The sequence below is a fragment of the Bradyrhizobium sp. ma5 genome, from assembly GCF_042258955.1.
Classification (GTDB): Bacteria; Pseudomonadota; Alphaproteobacteria; order Rhizobiales; family Xanthobacteraceae; genus Bradyrhizobium.
Genome location: NZ_CP170156.1, coordinates 5,469,014 through 5,485,052 on the forward strand (window position 1 = coordinate 5,469,014; position 16,039 = coordinate 5,485,052).

The 16,039-nt window shown below is 59.8% G+C and carries 16 protein-coding genes, 2 tRNA genes and 1 pseudogene; 11 read left to right on the forward strand and 8 right to left on the reverse strand.

All coding sequences use genetic code 11. The annotated features are described in order from the left end of the window. Nucleotides 1-278 precede the first annotated feature (278 nt). Nucleotides 279-791: a hypothetical protein gene (locus ACE103_RS25520; RefSeq protein ID WP_375775343.1), complete on the reverse strand. Its 513-nt coding sequence runs from the start codon at nt 789-791 to the stop codon at nt 279-281. Nucleotides 792-903: 112 nt separating this feature from the next. Continuing rightward, nucleotides 904-1,527 (reverse strand): recombinase family protein, encoded by a 624-nt coding sequence (locus ACE103_RS25525; protein ID WP_375775344.1) that lies wholly within the window; start codon nt 1,525-1,527, stop codon nt 904-906. Nucleotides 1,528-2,078: 551 nt separating this feature from the next. Between ACE103_RS25525 and ACE103_RS25530 the strand changes: the two genes are divergently transcribed. The 5 genes and pseudogenes from ACE103_RS25530 (at nt 2,079) to ACE103_RS25550 (ending at nt 8,490) form a co-directional block, all read left to right on the forward strand. Further along, nucleotides 2,079-3,650 carry an anti-phage dCTP deaminase gene (locus tag ACE103_RS25530; RefSeq protein ID WP_375775345.1) on the forward strand — a complete coding sequence of 524 codons (1,572 nt, stop codon included), beginning with the start codon at nt 2,079-2,081 and terminating at the stop codon, nt 3,648-3,650. Between the two features lie 1,213 nt (nt 3,651-4,863). Continuing rightward, nucleotides 4,864-6,249, forward strand: a complete 1,386-nt coding sequence (locus ACE103_RS25535; protein WP_375775346.1) for an AAA family ATPase — start codon at nt 4,864-4,866, stop codon at nt 6,247-6,249. Nucleotides 6,250-6,396: 147 nt separating this feature from the next. Continuing rightward, nucleotides 6,397-6,498, forward strand: a pseudogene (locus ACE103_RS25540) (hypothetical protein); the annotation flags it as partial. Nucleotides 6,499-6,651: 153 nt separating this feature from the next. After that, nucleotides 6,652-7,224, forward strand: coding sequence for a hypothetical protein (locus tag ACE103_RS25545; protein WP_375781314.1), 573 nt, complete (start codon nt 6,652-6,654; stop codon nt 7,222-7,224). Between the two features lie 186 nt (nt 7,225-7,410). After that, on the forward strand, nt 7,411-8,490 hold the full coding sequence (locus ACE103_RS25550) for a tyrosine-type recombinase/integrase (RefSeq protein WP_375781178.1): 1,080 nt from the start codon (nt 7,411-7,413) through the stop codon (nt 8,488-8,490). 22 nt (nt 8,491-8,512) lie between these two features. On the opposite strand, the gene ACE103_RS25555 is transcribed toward ACE103_RS25550, so the two are convergent. Then, nucleotides 8,513-8,598 (reverse strand) — tRNA-Tyr (locus ACE103_RS25555). 194 nt (nt 8,599-8,792) lie between these two features. Here ACE103_RS25555 and rlmB point away from each other — a divergent pair. Next, nucleotides 8,793-9,617: a 23S rRNA (guanosine(2251)-2'-O)-methyltransferase RlmB gene (rlmB, locus tag ACE103_RS25560; protein ID WP_375775347.1), complete on the forward strand. Its 825-nt coding sequence runs from the start codon at nt 8,793-8,795 to the stop codon at nt 9,615-9,617. A 60-nt stretch (nt 9,618-9,677) separates the two neighbouring features. Here the strand turns inward: rlmB and ACE103_RS25565 are convergent, their stop codons facing one another. The 4 genes from ACE103_RS25565 to ACE103_RS25580 form a co-directional block, all read right to left on the reverse strand. Beyond that, a complete protein-coding gene (locus ACE103_RS25565) occupies nt 9,678-10,121 on the reverse strand; it encodes a hypothetical protein (RefSeq protein ID WP_223976607.1) in 444 nt (147 codons plus the stop codon). 90 nt (nt 10,122-10,211) lie between these two features. Beyond that, nucleotides 10,212-10,685, reverse strand: a complete 474-nt coding sequence (locus ACE103_RS25570) for a hypothetical protein (RefSeq protein ID WP_375775348.1) — start codon at nt 10,683-10,685, stop codon at nt 10,212-10,214. Nucleotides 10,686-10,848: 163 nt separating this feature from the next. Then, nucleotides 10,849-11,544: an urease accessory protein gene (locus ACE103_RS25575; protein ID WP_375775349.1), complete on the reverse strand. Its 696-nt coding sequence runs from the start codon at nt 11,542-11,544 to the stop codon at nt 10,849-10,851. Between the two features lie 150 nt (nt 11,545-11,694). Further along, complete coding sequence (locus ACE103_RS25580) at nt 11,695-12,330, reverse strand: dienelactone hydrolase family protein (RefSeq protein ID WP_375775350.1); 636 nt, start codon at nt 12,328-12,330, stop codon at nt 11,695-11,697. Nucleotides 12,331-12,479: 149 nt separating this feature from the next. On the opposite strand from ACE103_RS25580, the gene ACE103_RS25585 reads away from it, so the two are divergent. The 5 genes from ACE103_RS25585 to ACE103_RS25605 all read left to right on the forward strand — a co-directional run bounded on the left by ACE103_RS25585 (nt 12,480) and on the right by ACE103_RS25605 (nt 15,507). Next, entirely contained in the window at nt 12,480-12,923 is a 444-nt protein-coding gene (locus ACE103_RS25585) for a hypothetical protein (RefSeq protein ID WP_375775351.1), read from the forward strand. Nucleotides 12,924-13,087: 164 nt separating this feature from the next. After that, nucleotides 13,088-13,162 (forward strand) — tRNA-Thr (locus ACE103_RS25590). 1,469 nt (nt 13,163-14,631) lie between these two features. Continuing rightward, nucleotides 14,632-14,766: a hypothetical protein gene (locus ACE103_RS25595; protein WP_263010083.1), complete on the forward strand. Its 135-nt coding sequence runs from the start codon at nt 14,632-14,634 to the stop codon at nt 14,764-14,766. A 33-nt stretch (nt 14,767-14,799) separates the two neighbouring features. Next, a complete protein-coding gene (locus tag ACE103_RS25600; protein WP_375775352.1) occupies nt 14,800-15,087 on the forward strand; it encodes a hypothetical protein in 288 nt (95 codons plus the stop codon). A 114-nt stretch (nt 15,088-15,201) separates the two neighbouring features. Next, complete coding sequence (locus tag ACE103_RS25605) at nt 15,202-15,507, forward strand: hypothetical protein (RefSeq protein ID WP_375781315.1); 306 nt, start codon at nt 15,202-15,204, stop codon at nt 15,505-15,507. On the opposite strand, the gene ACE103_RS25610 is transcribed toward ACE103_RS25605, so the two are convergent. Continuing rightward, on the reverse strand, nt 15,447-15,599 hold the full coding sequence (locus ACE103_RS25610) for a zinc finger domain-containing protein (RefSeq protein WP_375775353.1): 153 nt from the start codon (nt 15,597-15,599) through the stop codon (nt 15,447-15,449). The two genes, ACE103_RS25605 and ACE103_RS25610, sit on opposite strands and share 61 nt — an antisense overlap. Between the last annotated feature and the right edge of the window lie 440 nt (nt 15,600-16,039).

Below are 16,039 nucleotides of genomic sequence, written 5' to 3' on the forward strand. Positions count from 1 at the left end.
GCGGCTGATTTGCGCACAAACATCCTACGATCGCTATTCGTCTACCCAACGCAGAACCGTACCGGGAATCGGCAGGTGCAACGCGAAGTAACCCAAGTACAGCGCCGTGGCTGCTGGCAGCGCGAGCGCATCACTCCATATGCCGGCGCACCCGCCTAACGGCCTCAACAGATCCGTTCCCTAGACGGGCAACCTCTCGTCAGTGGCGCCACTTAGGTTGTGATCACATCCGTAGGCGTCATCGCAAAAGCGAATTAATAGCGACCCAGGACGCAGTTTTACTCGGCACCAATGAGAGGAAGCTGGGAAGACGAGAAAGACTTTGACACGACGTCACGAACGACGTCGGGATCATATCCCGCAGGGAGAACGATCCAATCGGCAGCGCCGTCCGCACCTCGGATCTGCTGCTCAGTAGTCGGCGAGTTCGTCTTTGGAGTGTCTGTGATCAGCAAATGGGCACTGGTAAGACCCGGCTTCGAAGAGAGATCGTGTAGACCTTCTGAAAGCGTCGTCTTCAGCATCGCTTCCCTTCCCTGCCATGGAGAAAGCCTGATCGTCGCAAGCGAACTCGCGACGCCGCCGCCGAAGCTCACTTCGGCGTGACAGTGGCTACAAACCATGTTGAGGTGAAGGGGCATCATCTTGGTCGACCACGGTGGCGCAGTGAACATCATGAATCCCGAAGCCGTGAGCAACAAGCCGAAGACCAAAGGTTCCCCGGTCTGCGCGAAAGATGAGATCATCCAGTTCGAACAACGCTGGCCGCGCGGCACTCGCGATTGCGTCATGTTTGATATCTACTGTTACACCGGCTTGCGCCGCGGTGACGCTCCGCCAAAGCATACAGCAATCAGTGTTTAGCGGCCGGCTCGCCTGATCGCCCTGCTGTGCAATCGGGTCTCATGCGGCAGCCCTCGCCCGTTTTGCTATCTTGGCGATTGTGGCGCGACTGCAGCCCGTCGTGGCCTGTATGGACGTCCACGATTGGCCGGCGGTAATCATGCGGCGAATACCTTCATTTCGCTCTCGGTCTTCTTGCCGTCCCTTGTAGCGGCCTTCCGCCCTTGCTTTGGCCTGCCCTTGCAATTGCCGACGCCTACGGTCGTCGTAATCCTTTCTGGCGACCGCGGCGAGCATGTCCAGCATCATCGCGTTGATGGCTTCAAACATGCGAGTGGTGAAATCGTCGGCACTCGTCGTCGCCATCATCCATGACGTTGGGAGGTCGAGCGCGACCACGCGGATCCGGCGGACGGTCAGTTCTGCCTTGAGACGTTCCCAATCGGTCGCTGAGAGGCGCGAGAGCCGGTCGACCTGCTCAACGAGCAGGACGTCGCCGGGCTGTGCGTCACTGAGAAGCCTGAATAGCTCCGGTCGCGTCAGCTTCGCACCGCTTTCATTCTCGACGTACCACGCGGCGACACTGAGGCTTCGCTCTGCGGCAAATAGTTTGAGTTGATCGCGGGCGCGCGTTGCGTCCTGTTCGTCAGTGGAAGCCCGGAGATAGGCGCGGACGAACGGCATAGGACCCCCTCGGTTCAATTTGAATGGTTTACACCATATTGGTTCATTTTAACTAGTGCAAGATAAATTTTTAGAGGTCGAGTTGCTGGTTCACGTGCGGCATACTCAAATTGAACTAGGCGCCGGCTTGACGGAATGAGGCAGCGACAGGTGATCGCACCGACTATGAGCCGCTAGAATCGCTTCCATGCGCCAGCAAGCACGGCGACGAAATCGCCATACCCGGCGCTTAGGTATTTTCCGCTCGATTGAGTACCAAGACCGGCGGCGAAATTTGAAATGTCAGAGCGAGAAACGATTAGCTCTTGGTTGCCAAATCGGGCTTACTGGGACGATCATCGTCCTTGCGATTCCCGCGTGCCGTGCGTGCTTGAGATTTCTCTTCGTCCAATTCTTGCGTACGGCGCACAGCCTGAACGACATCTCTTTCAAGCCATCCCGGCTCTAGTTTTACATTTCCCATGACCCTCTCCCTGTGTCGGGACCGATCTGAAACTTCAAAACAAAGCTCAAAAGCGCATTGCTCGTGATGTGTGAAACAGGATGCGAAAGTGAATCAAGGTAGCGAGGCTACGCCCAGTTCCAATTCCGGGAACGATCTTCCATTCGATGACCATCCCGAACTGATATTTGGCTTGGTCGGCCCGGTTGGTGTCGATTTGGAAGCTGTAACTGATGAACTCATCGACGCACTACGCCAGGTCGGATACGATTCACAGGTATTTCGCATCACCGATCTCATGCGCGAAGTGAAGGTTGGTCTTCTGCTCGATGCTACTGGATACATTGAGTCGTACCAACAACGGATCGCCTACGCAAACAAAGTGAGAGAACAATTAGGTCGAAACGATGCACTAGCTATTTTGGCCATCAGCGCAATAAGACAGTTCAGAGAAACGACGGGTGGCAGCGTTGAGCAGCCGCTTTCAAAGCGGGCATACATAATCCGACAGTTCAAGCGCCCCGAAGAGATAAAGCTGATGCGTGCGGTTTACGGACGCCAGTTCATTCAGGTTTCTGCTTACGAGCCACAATTCTACCGAAAGCGCCGGATCGCCGTTAAGGAAACCCAGTCGAAGAGACGGCTCGGATCAAACGCGGACGCTGAAAACGCCGCGAACTCCCTTGTCAAACAGGACGAAATGGAGGGCGACACAAAACATGGCCAAAACGTCCGTGATGCCTTTCCGTTGGCGGACGTATTCGTTGAAGCGCCGGACCGCAAGTCATCAAAGGAAACCGTTGGTCGCTTCATTCACGCGCTTTTTGGCGACAATCATGTGTCTCCGACGCACGACGAATATGGGATGTATCTTGCAAAAACAGCATCATTGAGATCATCCGCACTAACCCGGCAGGTCGGTGCTGCGATCTTTCGGTCCACCGGCGAGATTGTTTCGCTCGGCTGTAACGAAGTGCCAAAAGCAAGCGGCGGCACATATTGGAGCGGCGATCCATCTGATCATAGGGACTTCGTGACCGGGCATGATCCAAACGATGAAAAAAAGCGCGAACTCGTGGCGGACTTTATCGACCGAATGCTCAAGGCTGGCCGCCTGTCAAAAGATAAATGCGGGAACAAGGACTCCCTCACCCTGGCGGATGAGTGGTTGGCAGACGACTCTGCGTCGGGCTTAAAAGATTCAAAAGTGATGGATCTCATTGAGTTCGGGCGCGACATCCATGCGGAAATGTCCGCTATAACTGACGCCGCTCGAAAGGGAGTGCCCATCGCGGGGGCGACGTTGTACAGCACCACCTTTCCCTGCCATTTATGCGCCAAGCATATCGTGGCCGCTGGCATCAGGCGGGTTGTCTCAATCGAACCTTATCCGAAAAGCTACGCGGAGGAGCTGCATTCAGACTCAATCCAGGTTGATGGCGATGGCAAAGGCAATCGGGTGAGTTTTCAACGTTTCTTGGGAATTTCACCTTTTCGCTATCGAGAGCTCTTTGAAAAGGGGAAACGCAAGTACTCGACCGGCGAAGCTCAACGATGGAATCGAGGTGTTCGAAAACCAATGATTGACGTCATCTACCCATCGTACTTTCAAGCTGAGACACATGTCGTAAGCTTGCTCGAGCCGCGCCTGAGTGAGCTGAACAAGCGTATCCGAGGGTGAAGTAGTCGCAAACGGCTGAATCGGCGGTGAGATAGACTTCTTTCTTTAGAAACGCCTAGTCTGCACAATGCGTCGCTCTATTTCACCATGGACGCCTCACCGTCGGGGTATACTAGACCGCCTTGTGGCTGCCGATCGTTTTTTGCTGTGAAACTCTATCTTATGCTCGGGCGAGCAAAAGATCGCATCAGCGCGTCGTTTCCCAGGCCCCACCTCAAAAAGATCACCACACAGTTCGCAGAGGCGGAAAGTCGGTTGACCGGATATGCTCCGTGCCAGTTGCATCAACATTCCGTTCATCAAAGTGTTCGCCTGAAGCTGCACTTTGAACCCAGAACCCGACACAAAGTCCAAGCCAAATTCGCCGAGTCTTTCATCGAGCATTCGGTTTTGGATCCACCTCGAAAGACCGGCAGAAGCGCGGCCACGGGGTCTGAGCATCAGCAGGTCGTGGAACATTCCGGCAGTTTGAAGGTGACCCTCGACGTCCTCGCCGCACGCAACAACCCGAGAGGGAACTAGTCTCCTTGTCTCGGAATCGAAAGCAGCTGCGAACTGCCCGTCATAGCTGGGCTCATCTAAGAGCCCATAGTGTCCAACGAAACGTTGCAGATCATTATCCGTTTCAACCTTCGCGAACGCGAGAAACAGCGAGTCGTTGCGGAGAGGCTGCGTTTCAACGAGCTTACCCCCATTTCCGACAATCTTTCGCGATGCATCAGATCCAACAATTTTATAGCCCTTCGAGTCCCTGAACCACTTTAGGCTGATCTCTAATCCACTCATAACGATGTAACCGATGTGTGACCGATATTATTTCTACCGGTTACAATTTGGCACAACAAGGGGCAAAACGGCACCAGTCGCAACGAATGGTGCCGCCCGTGGATACAGCTAACGTCAGCCCGACGCAAAACGCCGCTGTTACTGCTGACGGCAATTTAGCGAGAACCGCACGATCTCCCACCCCTTCGGGACAGGACGTGCGGGCGATCGAGCGCCAGCCGGTTGATCCGGCGCTAAGCGTCGTAGCGGAGGCGCCGCTCCGGCCTGATACGTACTCCATACTCGAGGCCGGCAAGATGGCCGGGTTAGCGAGGAACGCCAGCTATGCTGCCGCGAAACGCGGTCAAATCCCTCTTATCCGATTTGGCGGAAAAAGCCGCGTTCCTGGTGCGAAGTGGAGGCGAATGCTCGCCGAGGGGATTGACCGGTGAGCAAGTCGTCCAGGGTTATCGCGACGGACAACACGTTAAGTGAGGCATTTCAGGGACGGTGCGTGGAGCGCGCTCGATTGGTCCGAGACGGAGCGATATCCCGTCAAAAGGCGGTTGATGGTTTGCAGAACTTCGCTCTCGCCACCGATCTAGTCGACGCGATCGGACAGGACGCCGTTCAAGCAATTATTGCCCGCGCATTTGAGTTTCAGCAACCAGCCAGACCGATGGACGCGCTCGCTAGCCGAAACCTAGTGATCGGCGATGCGCCAGCGCCGAGAAGCCTCGCTGAATACGGGTTGTCGCCCCACCCCGTTCTTGAGGAGATCGCCGAATATGCGACGGCATCACCGACAAGAGACCGATTCAAATTCACGCGCTTTCAGAAGATCCTGCTTTCGACCACTGCGCGGTATTTGGTGAAAGGTATCATTCCTAACGAGGGTCTTGTTGTCGTTTGGGGTCCGCCGAAATGCGGCAAGAGTTTCCTCGTCTTCGATTTGGTGGCTCATATCGCCGCTGGGTGGGAATACCGCGGGAATAAAGTGAAACAGTCGCCCGTGATTTACTTCGCACTTGAAGGCCAGGAGGGCTTCGTCGCGCGCGTTGAGGCGTTCCGTCGGGCACACAGTATATCGGATATTGAATTCTTCCTGAGTGCTGATCGTCTTGAGCTCCCGAATGATGGAAAAGCCGTCGTACAATCGATCACGAACCAATTTCCCGGTATCTGTCCCGGCGTTGTCGTACTTGACACTTTGAATCGTTCAATCGGCGGTTCTGAAAACGATGCGACGGACATGGGGCAATACATTCGCGCGGCCGACATGATCCGTTCGGCATTCAATTGCGTCGTGATTGTCATCCACCATTGCGGCGTCGAGGGTTCACGGCCCCGCGGCCACACGAGCCTGACTGGCGCGGCCGACGCCCAAATTGCCGTTAAGCGCGACGGAAAAGACAACGTGGTCGCAACCGTTGAGTTCATGAAGGATGGGCCGGAAGGAGCCAAGATCATTAGTTCTCTTGAAAAGGTCGTCGTCGGAATAGATGACGATGGTGAGGAAATCACATCCTGCGTAATACGGCCTGCCGAACTTTTTTTTAGCGGAGCCAAGGGCAAAGTCACCGGCCAGGCCGCAATCGCGCTCGGAATCCTTACCGACGCGCTGGAAACTGGCGGCAAGATCAGCACCGTCCCTCAAATCCCAGCCGGAACCCGGACAATTCTCAATTCCACTTGGCGCACCGACTGCTACGCCAAAATGTTCGCTGAGGACGTCGACCAGGCGTCAAAGCAGAAGGCTTTTGTCAGGGCCGCGAAAGCGCTTCAGGAGAAGCAACTCATTGGAAAATGCGGAGATCTCGTATGGATCGCATAGATCCGGACAACCCGGACATTGCCCGGACACCGAGACTCTGTCCGGCGACATCTCGCCCGGACAGACAGGGACAAATGCCTTTAGGCATGTCCTGTTGTCCGGTGTCCGCCCCAGACGGGGGGTCCACAAATTCTCGAGGTCAACCTCATGAGCCGTGACCCGTCCCACGCTGTGGCACAGGCGAGTGGCACACAATCTTGTGGAGCCCGAACCCGCCCCCACGGGGTCTGTGCTGCCCCCGCAATGCCGAACGGCCGATGCCGCATTCACGGCGGTGCTTCGCCCGGCGCGCCGAGAGCGGCGGCGAACCCCAATTACCGCGACGGATTCTGGACGAGGGAGGCTGTGGAGGAGCGCAGATTCGTTCGGTCTTTGGTGAAAAGTACGTTGATGGACAGAAGTATGAGCAAACTTGAAAATCTTCCCGCGAAATCGCCCCGGCGTCGCCGGACGCGGCCCGCGACAGTCAGGATCGAAGATATCCGAGGCAACGTCGTTTCGTTTGGTTCGCCCGGTCCACCCGAGGTGACCTGGCGCAACCAACTAAAGGCGGCTTTTGGGACAGCTTCAGACGAATTTGTCGACATGGCCCTCCAGCATCTGGAGCGGGCTGCCCGCATGCCTAGCGAGGCCGCGTCCGATTTGGCCATCAACGGCGCTATTGCGATGATTACCGCTTTCGGCCCAAAAAACGAGGTGGAATCGGCCCTGGCGCTGCAAGCGGCCTGCACACACATGGCCGCGATGGCCGTGATGTCTAGGATAGGTGGCGCGGGTGGTGGTTCTCAGCGGCTGCCCGGCTTGGCATCTGCATCGGCCAAGCTCCTGCGGGCATATTGCACTCAGATCGAGACATACCGGCGCGTGCGCGGCGGAGGTGAACAGAACATCCGCGTTGAGCACGTCCATGTTCACGAGGGCGGCCAAGCAATCGTCGGTGCAGTTCAATCCCGGGCCGGCAGCATGGATCGATAATATGAGCCGTACCCGGGCCCGTTTCACTCAAGCTGACATAGCTCGAGCAATCCGAGCGGCGCAGCAATGCCATGCAGGCGAGGTCCGGGTACTTCCCGACGGCACAATTGCGATCCGGCCGCAATCGGGAAACGGCTGGGATAATCGGGAAATTCTTGTTGAAGATGGCGAGGAGGTTGTCCTTTGATGATTGCCATGCCTCGCCCCCGCCCGCCTCATCTCCACCGCGAGATCAATCGGCACGGAAACCCGATTTGGTACGTGCGCGTCAACAGGGGCTCGAGGATCCGGATCAAGGCCGAATACGGCACCGAAGAGTTTCAGGAAGCCTATCAGGCAGCCGTTAGCGGTGAGGTTCCGAAATCGACCGGAAAGGCTAGCAAAGGTTCGCTAGAATGGTTGTGGCTACTATACCGCCAAACGAATGCATGGACCGATCTATCCATGGCAACGCGCCGGCAGCGCGAGAACATCATGCGTGGCGTGCTCAAGACGGGAGGCGATCAGCCTTTGTCTAAGATCACGGGGAAAGCCATCAAAGCCGGCATCGATCGGCGCAAGGGCCATGCTGCCCGGCACTTCCTCGACACGATGAAAGGACTTTTCAAATGGGCGCTAGATGCTGAGCACGTCAAGGCGGACCCAACGGCCGGCAAATCCGTTGCGAAGCCCAAGACCAAGGGATTCCCGGTTTGGGAAGAAGACGAGATCATTCAGTTCGAGCAGCGCTGGCCCCGCGGCACCCGCGAGCGCGTCATGTTCGATATCTATTGCTACACCGGGCTGCGGCGCGGTGACGCCGCCGCGCTCGGCAAGCAGCACATCAAGAACTGTGTGATCAGCATCGACACTGAGAAGACCGGCACCCGCGTCACGATCCCGGTGCTCGAGGTTTTGCAGAAGACTTTGGACGCCGGCCCGACCGGCGATCTCGCCTTCATCGCCACGGCCAAAGGTCACCGGATGACGAAGGAGAGCGTCGGCAACGCCTTTCGCGATGCCTGTCGCGCCGCTGGCATCAAGAAGTCGGCTCATGGCCTTCGCAAAGCAGCCGCGACCAGGGCGGCGAACAATGGCGCGACCGAGGCGCAGCTCGAGGCAATCTTCGGTTGGGAGGGTGGTAAGATGGCCGCGCTCTACACGCGGACAGCCAACCGTCAGAAGCTCGCGACCGGTGCCATGAACACGCTCGGTAGGACCGAAACGGAAACCTCTATTCCCGCACCTCAAGAGCAGGTGCGGGCATCAGGTGAAAAAGAGCAGTAAGTCTAGATACTTAATTTTTGGATGGTGGGGGAGGCAGGACTCGAACCTGCGAAGCCATGAGGCGGCTGATTTACAGTCAGCTCCCTTTGCCACTCGGGACACTCCCCCGTCCAACAGCGTCGAACCGGCCGCGCGAGTGGCGGCGGACCGGGTCATCGAAATGACGCTGATAACCGGCCGACCCGAAACGGGTGCGCGGTCGGGCGCGTTTATGGGCGAAGGCGGTCCCCAAAGTCAACCAAGCCGGCGCGCAATTTGCCGGTTAAATTGCCATTCTGCGACACCCGTGACACAAGCCTCACATGAGCGACCGCGACCGCAAACCCAATTTCCGAGGCAAGGGCGGTAAACCCTTCCAAAAAGGGCCGAAATTCGGCCGCCCGCCGGCCCGGCGGGAGCGTGAATCCGGTTCCGACGGACCGGTGATTCTGTATGGCTGGCACACGGTGGCGGCGGCGCTTGCCAACCCGGACCGCCAGATCCGCAAGCTTTACCTCACGGAGAACGCCGCCAAGCGCCTCGCCGACGAAAACATCGCGACCCGCGTCACCCCGGAGATTGTCCGGCCCGGTGACATCGACCGGCGCCTCACCCCCGATGCCGTGCATCAGGGCCTGTTGGCGGAGGCCGAACCCCTGCCCTCGCCCGGCATCGACACGCTGGCGCAGGAGGGCATCGTGCTGGTGCTCGACCAGATCACCGATCCGCACAATGTCGGCGCCATCCTGCGCTCAGCCGCGGCATTTGCGGTGAAGGCGATCGTCACCACCGCCCGCCACAGCCCGGAGGCCACCGGCGTGCTGGCGAAGTCCGCCTCAGGCGCGCTCGAGCTGGTGCCCATGGTCACGGTGCAGAATCTGGCGCGCGCGCTCAACGAACTGAACGATCACGGCTTCCAGACCGTCGGCCTCGACAGCGAGGGCTCGGAAGATCTCGGCAAGGTTCCGCTGCAGCAACCGCTCGCGCTGGTGCTCGGCGCCGAAGGCAAGGGGTTGCGGCAATTGACGCGCGAGACCTGCCGCGTCGTCGCCCGCCTCGACGTGCCGGGCGAAATCAAGAGCCTCAACGTCTCGAACGCCTGCGTGCTCGCGCTCTATATCGGCGCCAGCCGGCTCGGGCTGATGTAAGCGAGAACGCCCGCTCGCTTGACGCGAACGGGCGCTGATCTCTGTTCACCGATCGTCGGATCAGTAGTAGCGGCGCAGCACCGGATGGCCGTAGCGATGCGGCGCGTAACCGTAGCGGTGCGGCGCGTAGCCGTAGCGATAGCCGTAGTGCGGACGGTACGGCCGATAGTGATGGCGGTAGCCGTAGTGGCGATAGCCGTAATACGGGCGGCCATAGCCTTCGCGGTAGTACGGACGCGGCGCCCAATTGCCCGGGCCGGTGTAGGCCGGTCCCTGGTTGACGTAATAGTACTGCTGCGCTGCGCCGGGATAGGCCGCATCCGGGTCGGGCAGACGTTCGACCGCGCCGTAACCGCCATAGCCATAGCCGTAGCCACCGCAGCCGCCGCAGCCGTAATTCACGACGGGCGCGGAATAGCCGCAAGGGTTGAAGCCGCACGCCATTGCGGGCGCGGTCACCATGACGGCCACGGCCGCAATCAGTCCTTTGATCATTTGACGCATTACTCTCTCCTGATGGTCTCTCTGTTGGTCGCGTAGCTCTTGGTGGCTATGAAGGCGCCCCGCGAGGGGCTGTTGATTTGGGCAGTTGGTTTAGGGGCCTCGGGAACGCGGTGGCCGCGGGACAGGTCCGGGCAGCGGCCGCGGACCGTTGAACTGCGGCGCGTAGATCACCGGCGGCGGATCGACCGGCACGCTGGACTGTGCCGGCAGCGGCGCGGATTGCGCCCCCCACGATTCATGATAGCTCTCGGCCGGCTGCGGCAGGCGGCGGTTGGCCGGCGGCTCGATCTCGAGGCGGCCGTAACCCGGCATGCGGCCGAGGCTCGGATAATAATGGCCGACATTCGGCTCGGGAGCGATCGGGCGGCCGCCATAGACGGTCGGCACCATCGAGTCGTTGCGGGCCAAGCCCATCGCGCTTTCGACCACGGCGTAGGACGCGTCGACGCCATTGATGATGATGGGTACGCCGGGGCGGTTGGGCACGACGATGTCGAAGCCGCCGCCAGCCAGCGCCGTCGAGGTCATCGCAGCCAATATCGTCAGCGCAAGACTTCCGCGCATGTTCACCCAGCGTCCCAAATTGTTCCACCCGCAGCCTAATCCAACGGTTTGGCGGAAGGGTTAAGGGCGCGGGCCAAACTGGCGGTAAGCCTAACGCGTAAGCATCCGCATCCGGTCAATGCGGCCGTGCGGGATCAGAAATCGTTAACGGCGCGCCTGTGCTTCAGGTGAAGGCGTTCTCGATGATCGCGTGGATGCCGATCGCGATCGTGACCGCGCCGACCGCCATTTGCAGGCCGCGATTGGCCCAGGTCAGCCAGCGCGCGGAGGCCGCGAGCGGCACCGCGATCACGCTGGACAGCACGCCCATCCCGATCATCGAGCCGACGCCGAACAGCGCGACATAGCCGAGCCCGATCACCGGGTTTGGCGCCTGCGACACCGTCAGCACCAACAGCGCCGCCGAGCCCGCCATACCGTGCATCAGGCCGACCAGCAGCGTGCGCCAGCGGAAGCCGTGGGCATGGCTGTGTGCGGCACGGACGTGCGGCAGGATGTCGCCCGCGTGGCTGTGGGCGTGGAAATGCGTCTTGCCGTCGCCGTGCGAATGGGTGTGGAAGTGCACGCGATCGCGCCACAGCCGCCACCACACATGCGCACCGAGGCCGACCAGCATGACGCCGACCGCGGTCTCGATCGGCTGCGCCACCGTCTCGGGGATCGCGTGCCCGAGCAGGATCGCGGCGCCGGCGAACACGAACAGCGTGAGCGTGTGACCGAGGCCCCAGGTCAGGCCGTGCTTGACGATGTCACCGACATGGGTACGGCGCGCCGCGATGCTCGATACCGCCGCGATGTGATCCGGCTCCAGCGCATGCTGCATGCCGAGCAGAAAACCAAGACTCAAGATTCCGAACATCAATCCCCCGCGCCGGCGCGTGACGGCAGATCAAACACCACATCGCCGATCTTGTCAGGCCGGCAACTCGTCAAACCAGCACCTCGTCGAACAGGCCTTGCATCGCCACCCATGAGCGGCGGTCGGCCCGCGCGTCGTAGAGCGCCGACTTCATGATCGAGCCGTCGGCGGTCGGGTTGGTAAAGCCGTGCAGCGTTTGCCGTAGCTGACCACCTGCCAGTCGGCAACCTTGCCGGCGCGCATCTCGTTCTCGAACGCCGCGACCTGGTCGGAAGGCGCCAGCGGATCGTCGGCCCCGGTCAAGACCAGCACGCTCGCCCTCACCGCACCCGCTGCCGCAGGCTGCGTGGTCGAGAGCACGCCATGGAAGCTGACGACGGCCTTGAGGTCGGCGCCGTCGCGCGCGAGCTCGAGCACGACCGTGCCGCCGAAGCAGAAGCCGATCGCTGCGCAACGGGTCACATCGACCTCGGGCAATGCCGTGAGCGTCGCGAGCGCGGCGCGCGCCCGTGCGCGGAGCGTGGCAGGATTGGTGCGCAAGTGACCGATCAGCGCCATCGCCTGCTGCAGATCGGCGGCCTGCCGCCGCTCGCCGAACATGTCGGCGGCAAGCGCCACATAGCCACGCTCGGCAAGCCTGCGTGCCCGCTCCATCGCGAAATCGCCGAGCCCGAGTCCTTCGTGGAACACCAGCACGCCGGGACGCTTTACGCCGCGGTCCTTGAACGCAAGATAGCCGCGCAAATTGGCGTCGCCGGCGGCGTAGTCGATGTCACCAGTGTGCATGCAATTCTCGTCAAGACAGCATCATCCGGAACGGATCATGCGCGAGTGTTGCGGAACTTCACACTGGTTTGAACGCAGGGCAAGGCCGCGCCGGAACGGTCGCGGCACAGCGAGATTAGCTCACGACGACGACAAGAGGAGAATCTCGCATGACGCAACTCAAAATCCATGGTGCTGTCCTTGGCGCAGCAGCCTTGCTCGCATCAGCGCTGGCCAGCCCCACGATGGCGCAACAGACGATCGGCACCGCGCGCTGCTCCGATGCCACACCAAACGCCCGATGCCGGGCGATGGGATCAGACACGACCTATCGCCATCATATCTATCGGCGGGACCACGACTGGCAGAATCCAGGCTGGCAAGACAGCTACAACCGGGTTGACCCCGGCCCGTTCGGGCCCGTCGACGCCGCGGCCGGTGTGGTCGGCGGCGCGGTCGGCACCGCGGCTGCGATCGCGACCGCCCCGTTCGGCGGCCCCGACTATGCCCGCACCCCGATCGGCGGCGAGGAGTATGCCCGGCAGAACGGCTTTGTCTGCACCCCCGGCACCTGGTTCCGCGGCAGCGACGGTCTCCAGCATCCCTGCCAGTAGCTCTTACGAAACACACATGCGCAAAAGGCGGCCTTCGGGCCGCCTTTTTGCGGCCGGGCTGGCGGCGGCGAAGCGGCCGATCCGGGCTTTCCGGGTTCTGGCCTTCAAGTTCTGGTCCTGCCCCGCCAAGTCTGCTATGCGAGCGCGCAAATCACGCCCATTTCGCCGGCTTAGCTCAGCGGTAGAGCAGCAGTTTTGTAAACTGAAGGTCGGGGGTTCAATCCCCTCAGCCGGCACCAGTTTTTCATTAATGAAATCAATCTGATAGACAGTTATCACCAACCACTCCACGCAACACGGAGCAACATGGCGGTTGAGGCTTTGTTCTGGAATAACGATGGCCTTCTGGTTTCCACGACAGGCCATCCAGCAAGGAGCCTTATTCTCGGCAAACTTCGACAGAAGGCTGCGGTTTTTCGGAAGTGATTGCGCTTCGTTTGCGTTGGTCAGGAGCCATTTAATGTGGATCCGCATTTTAGTGGTTGGAATAGTTGGTTTGGTCGGGGTGGGTGCGGTTGCGGCACTTGGGAGATCCGCGCCGACGCCGCTCGTTGAGTATCCGGTGACCGAGAGCGTCGGGAAGGCCGACAGGCTGTCACTCATTCCCGAGCGCGATACCGTCGTCAATGCGGCCCCTCCCGAGGCACCGACGCCACCGATCGCGTTGTCAGCGGCGCCGCCAGCTCCCGAAACGATATCTGCCCCCGAGCCCCCTCCTATTTTCGCCCGACACCGGCATGAAGCGACCGATCCTAATCCAAAAAAGAGAAAGCACTCCGCTAGTGCCAAACAAGATCAAGCCGTCCAGGAAGAAAAACCAACTCGCACCGTCGACTGCACCGGGGGCGGCATGGATGGTCTTCTCCGATCGATGCGGCTAAAGCCGGGCTGCTTGTGAAGCGTTCATGAAGACCATCCGGCTCGCCGGAAAACGATATCCATTATCCGCCCGCCGCGTGAGGCCGTTAGCAAATCAGCAAGCAGGCCGGCGCAGGCTTCTCGGAGGGACGGGACCGGTTTTTGAACGTCTTGGCGGTTCCGTTTCGGAGGAGCCGGCGCCCTGCCCCATAACTTGCCGGCTCCTCTTTCTTAATCCTGTGTGGGTCGGGCAACAGTCATTTGCCCTCGCATTTGCTAAGCTAACGGCACTGGGAATTCAGGGCCCAGCGCTGGAAAACAATGACGCCGCCGGGACAATGTATTTCGAGCCCGGCGGCGTACTTTGTGCGCAGCTTAGGTGGCACCGGCCACCATCATGTTCTCGATGTCCTCAAAGATGGAGAGTGCGATCGCCTCGGCGGCGCCATCTATACTGGTGACCTTTTCCCCTGCGCCCAGGCATCAGCACAACGGATCTTCGCCCTGAGACCCTCTAACGTCTTCGCCGGCATACTGAGGACCCTCTGTTCAAACTCGAAGCTCTCTCTCGAGGCCCTCTTCTCTTCCCGCTCCAACTTCCTGTATCCGCGGGGCTTCCGGGCGTACCATTCGTCGAATGCCGCGACGATTTCAGCGCCGCGTTGGCGAAGCTCGTCTGATGGCTCAATCTTCCACTGCACCAGCTCTAGCCGATCGTCTGTCTCTTTCTTCTCTTGTCGGAGCGCCGCCTCTGAGAATGGGGGAGCCGCGACTTCAGGTAATTTTTCCCTTGATAGCAGCCTCGGGTTGATTCAGAATTTCGGAAGAGATCACCGGGAGCTAGACGACGATGGCAGCTATCGGCACCGTAGCTTTTCTCGTACTTCTCGGCGTGACCATGTTCGCGAAAGCGCGCCTCAAAGTGCGCGCGGCCTATCGGAAGCAAATGACCGATAACGCCATGCGCTCGATGGGCGCTGATTAAAAGGGTTCTCAGTTTGAATTTTCCGAGGTTTCCGTGGGTGACCGGCGTTCCGGCGCGACAGCGGACCTTTATTTGCCGTTGTGTTCACAGGTGGACAGAACCAAAGGCATCGGTGGTGCTTTAACGTCCCATCACCGCCCCGCCCAAACCCAGTCACTGGAGGAGCGCCTCACTGAGGAGGCGCAGAGCCTGCGCGAGGAAGCCAAGACGCTTCCACCATCCGCGAAAAAAGAAGCCATGCTGAGGAAGGCCCGGCATGACGAGGTGGCCGCCCATTTGACAGAGTGGCTGATGTCACCAGGATTAAAGCCGCCCGTTTAGCAACCATCTCCTTCACACCCACGTTATCCCGAATCACCGGTACGCGATCTTCAGGCGTCGGTGGCTGAGAGTTTCTATGCGCTCCCGCCTTTCATGGACGGTGGAGTGCCCAACATGGACCGCTATTTCTTCGACATTCAATGTGGAGGCGAGTTCTTTGCAGATGAAGAAGGGCTAGATTTTCCCCGACCAAAAATCCGCAGAGATCGACGCGATGCAAGCGCTCATCGGAATGGCGAAAGACTCAATTTTTTCAAACGAACGGCCCGATATGGCGATCGAGGTTCGCTCCGCAACCGAGCGGCTGTTTTGCGTGTCCCTGATCTCTCGCAAAAACGGCGCGAAACATTAAGGCCCCCTCAGTTGGCCCTGTCCCTGATCTTGCCTTTGCCTTCGCAGGCCGCGCATTTAACCGGATAGATTCTGTGACCCGGCTGGACCGCCTGCGCAATCGGCTGGACGCCCGTCCCTTTGCAGGCTGGGCAGATGCGCTCTTTGATCTTCGGCTGCATGGTGACTAAGCCCTTCTGGCTGCCTCAGTTGGCGCTCAGCCAAGTCGGCCGAACGCGCAAACGCTGGACGCTTAGAGAAACGGCCCCAGCGCGTTGGAACGAACGCTGAGGCCGCCTCACCCGTCCGCCGAACAGAAAGGGGCCGCCTCGCGTCGTGCGGCCCCCAGCCGAGGGGAATTCTCGAAAAGCCTCGTGCGGTGAAAACAGGACTGCCCCGGCAACGGCAAGCTACGCTTATGCACAGGGATTGAGGACTCCGGGAGAGCACGGTGTTCCCGCACCAAGCATGTTCGGTTCGTAAGGTTGGCGTCAGCCAGAAATGTTTAGATACACGGACTGCAACATGGAAACTCGTTACCGCCCGGCTGCCGCAAGGTTGCCGGGCGTTCTTTGTTTCGTGTCCTGGCGCGCCTTGACCAATCCGTTGTGATCGTCGCCTC

Excerpts from the sequence above, each read along its gene's own strand:
- ACE103_RS25520 (WP_375775343.1), bottom strand. The coding sequence starts at position 791 with ATGACGCAATCGCGAGTGCCGCGCGGCCAGCGTTGTTCGAACTGGATG.
- ACE103_RS25525 (WP_375775344.1), bottom strand. The coding sequence starts at position 1,527 with ATGCCGTTCGTCCGCGCCTATCTCCGGGCTTCCACTGACGAACAGGAC.
- ACE103_RS25545 (WP_375781314.1), top strand. The coding sequence starts at position 6,652 with ATGAGCAAACTTGAAAATCTTCCCGCGAAATCGCCCCGGCGTCGCCGG.
- ACE103_RS25550 (WP_375781178.1), top strand. The coding sequence starts at position 7,411 with ATGATTGCCATGCCTCGCCCCCGCCCGCCTCATCTCCACCGCGAGATC.
- rlmB (WP_375775347.1), top strand. The coding sequence starts at position 8,793 with ATGAGCGACCGCGACCGCAAACCCAATTTCCGAGGCAAGGGCGGTAAA.
- ACE103_RS25565 (WP_223976607.1), bottom strand. The coding sequence starts at position 10,121 with ATGCGTCAAATGATCAAAGGACTGATTGCGGCCGTGGCCGTCATGGTG.
- ACE103_RS25570 (WP_375775348.1), bottom strand. The coding sequence starts at position 10,685 with ATGCGCGGAAGTCTTGCGCTGACGATATTGGCTGCGATGACCTCGACG.
- ACE103_RS25575 (WP_375775349.1), bottom strand. The coding sequence starts at position 11,544 with ATGTTCGGAATCTTGAGTCTTGGTTTTCTGCTCGGCATGCAGCATGCG.
- ACE103_RS25580 (WP_375775350.1), bottom strand. The coding sequence starts at position 12,330 with ATGCACACTGGTGACATCGACTACGCCGCCGGCGACGCCAATTTGCGC.
- ACE103_RS25585 (WP_375775351.1), top strand. The coding sequence starts at position 12,480 with ATGACGCAACTCAAAATCCATGGTGCTGTCCTTGGCGCAGCAGCCTTG.
- ACE103_RS25595 (WP_263010083.1), top strand. The coding sequence starts at position 14,632 with ATGGCAGCTATCGGCACCGTAGCTTTTCTCGTACTTCTCGGCGTGACC.
- ACE103_RS25605 (WP_375781315.1), top strand. The coding sequence starts at position 15,202 with ATGGACCGCTATTTCTTCGACATTCAATGTGGAGGCGAGTTCTTTGCA.
- ACE103_RS25610 (WP_375775353.1), bottom strand. The coding sequence starts at position 15,599 with ATGCAGCCGAAGATCAAAGAGCGCATCTGCCCAGCCTGCAAAGGGACG.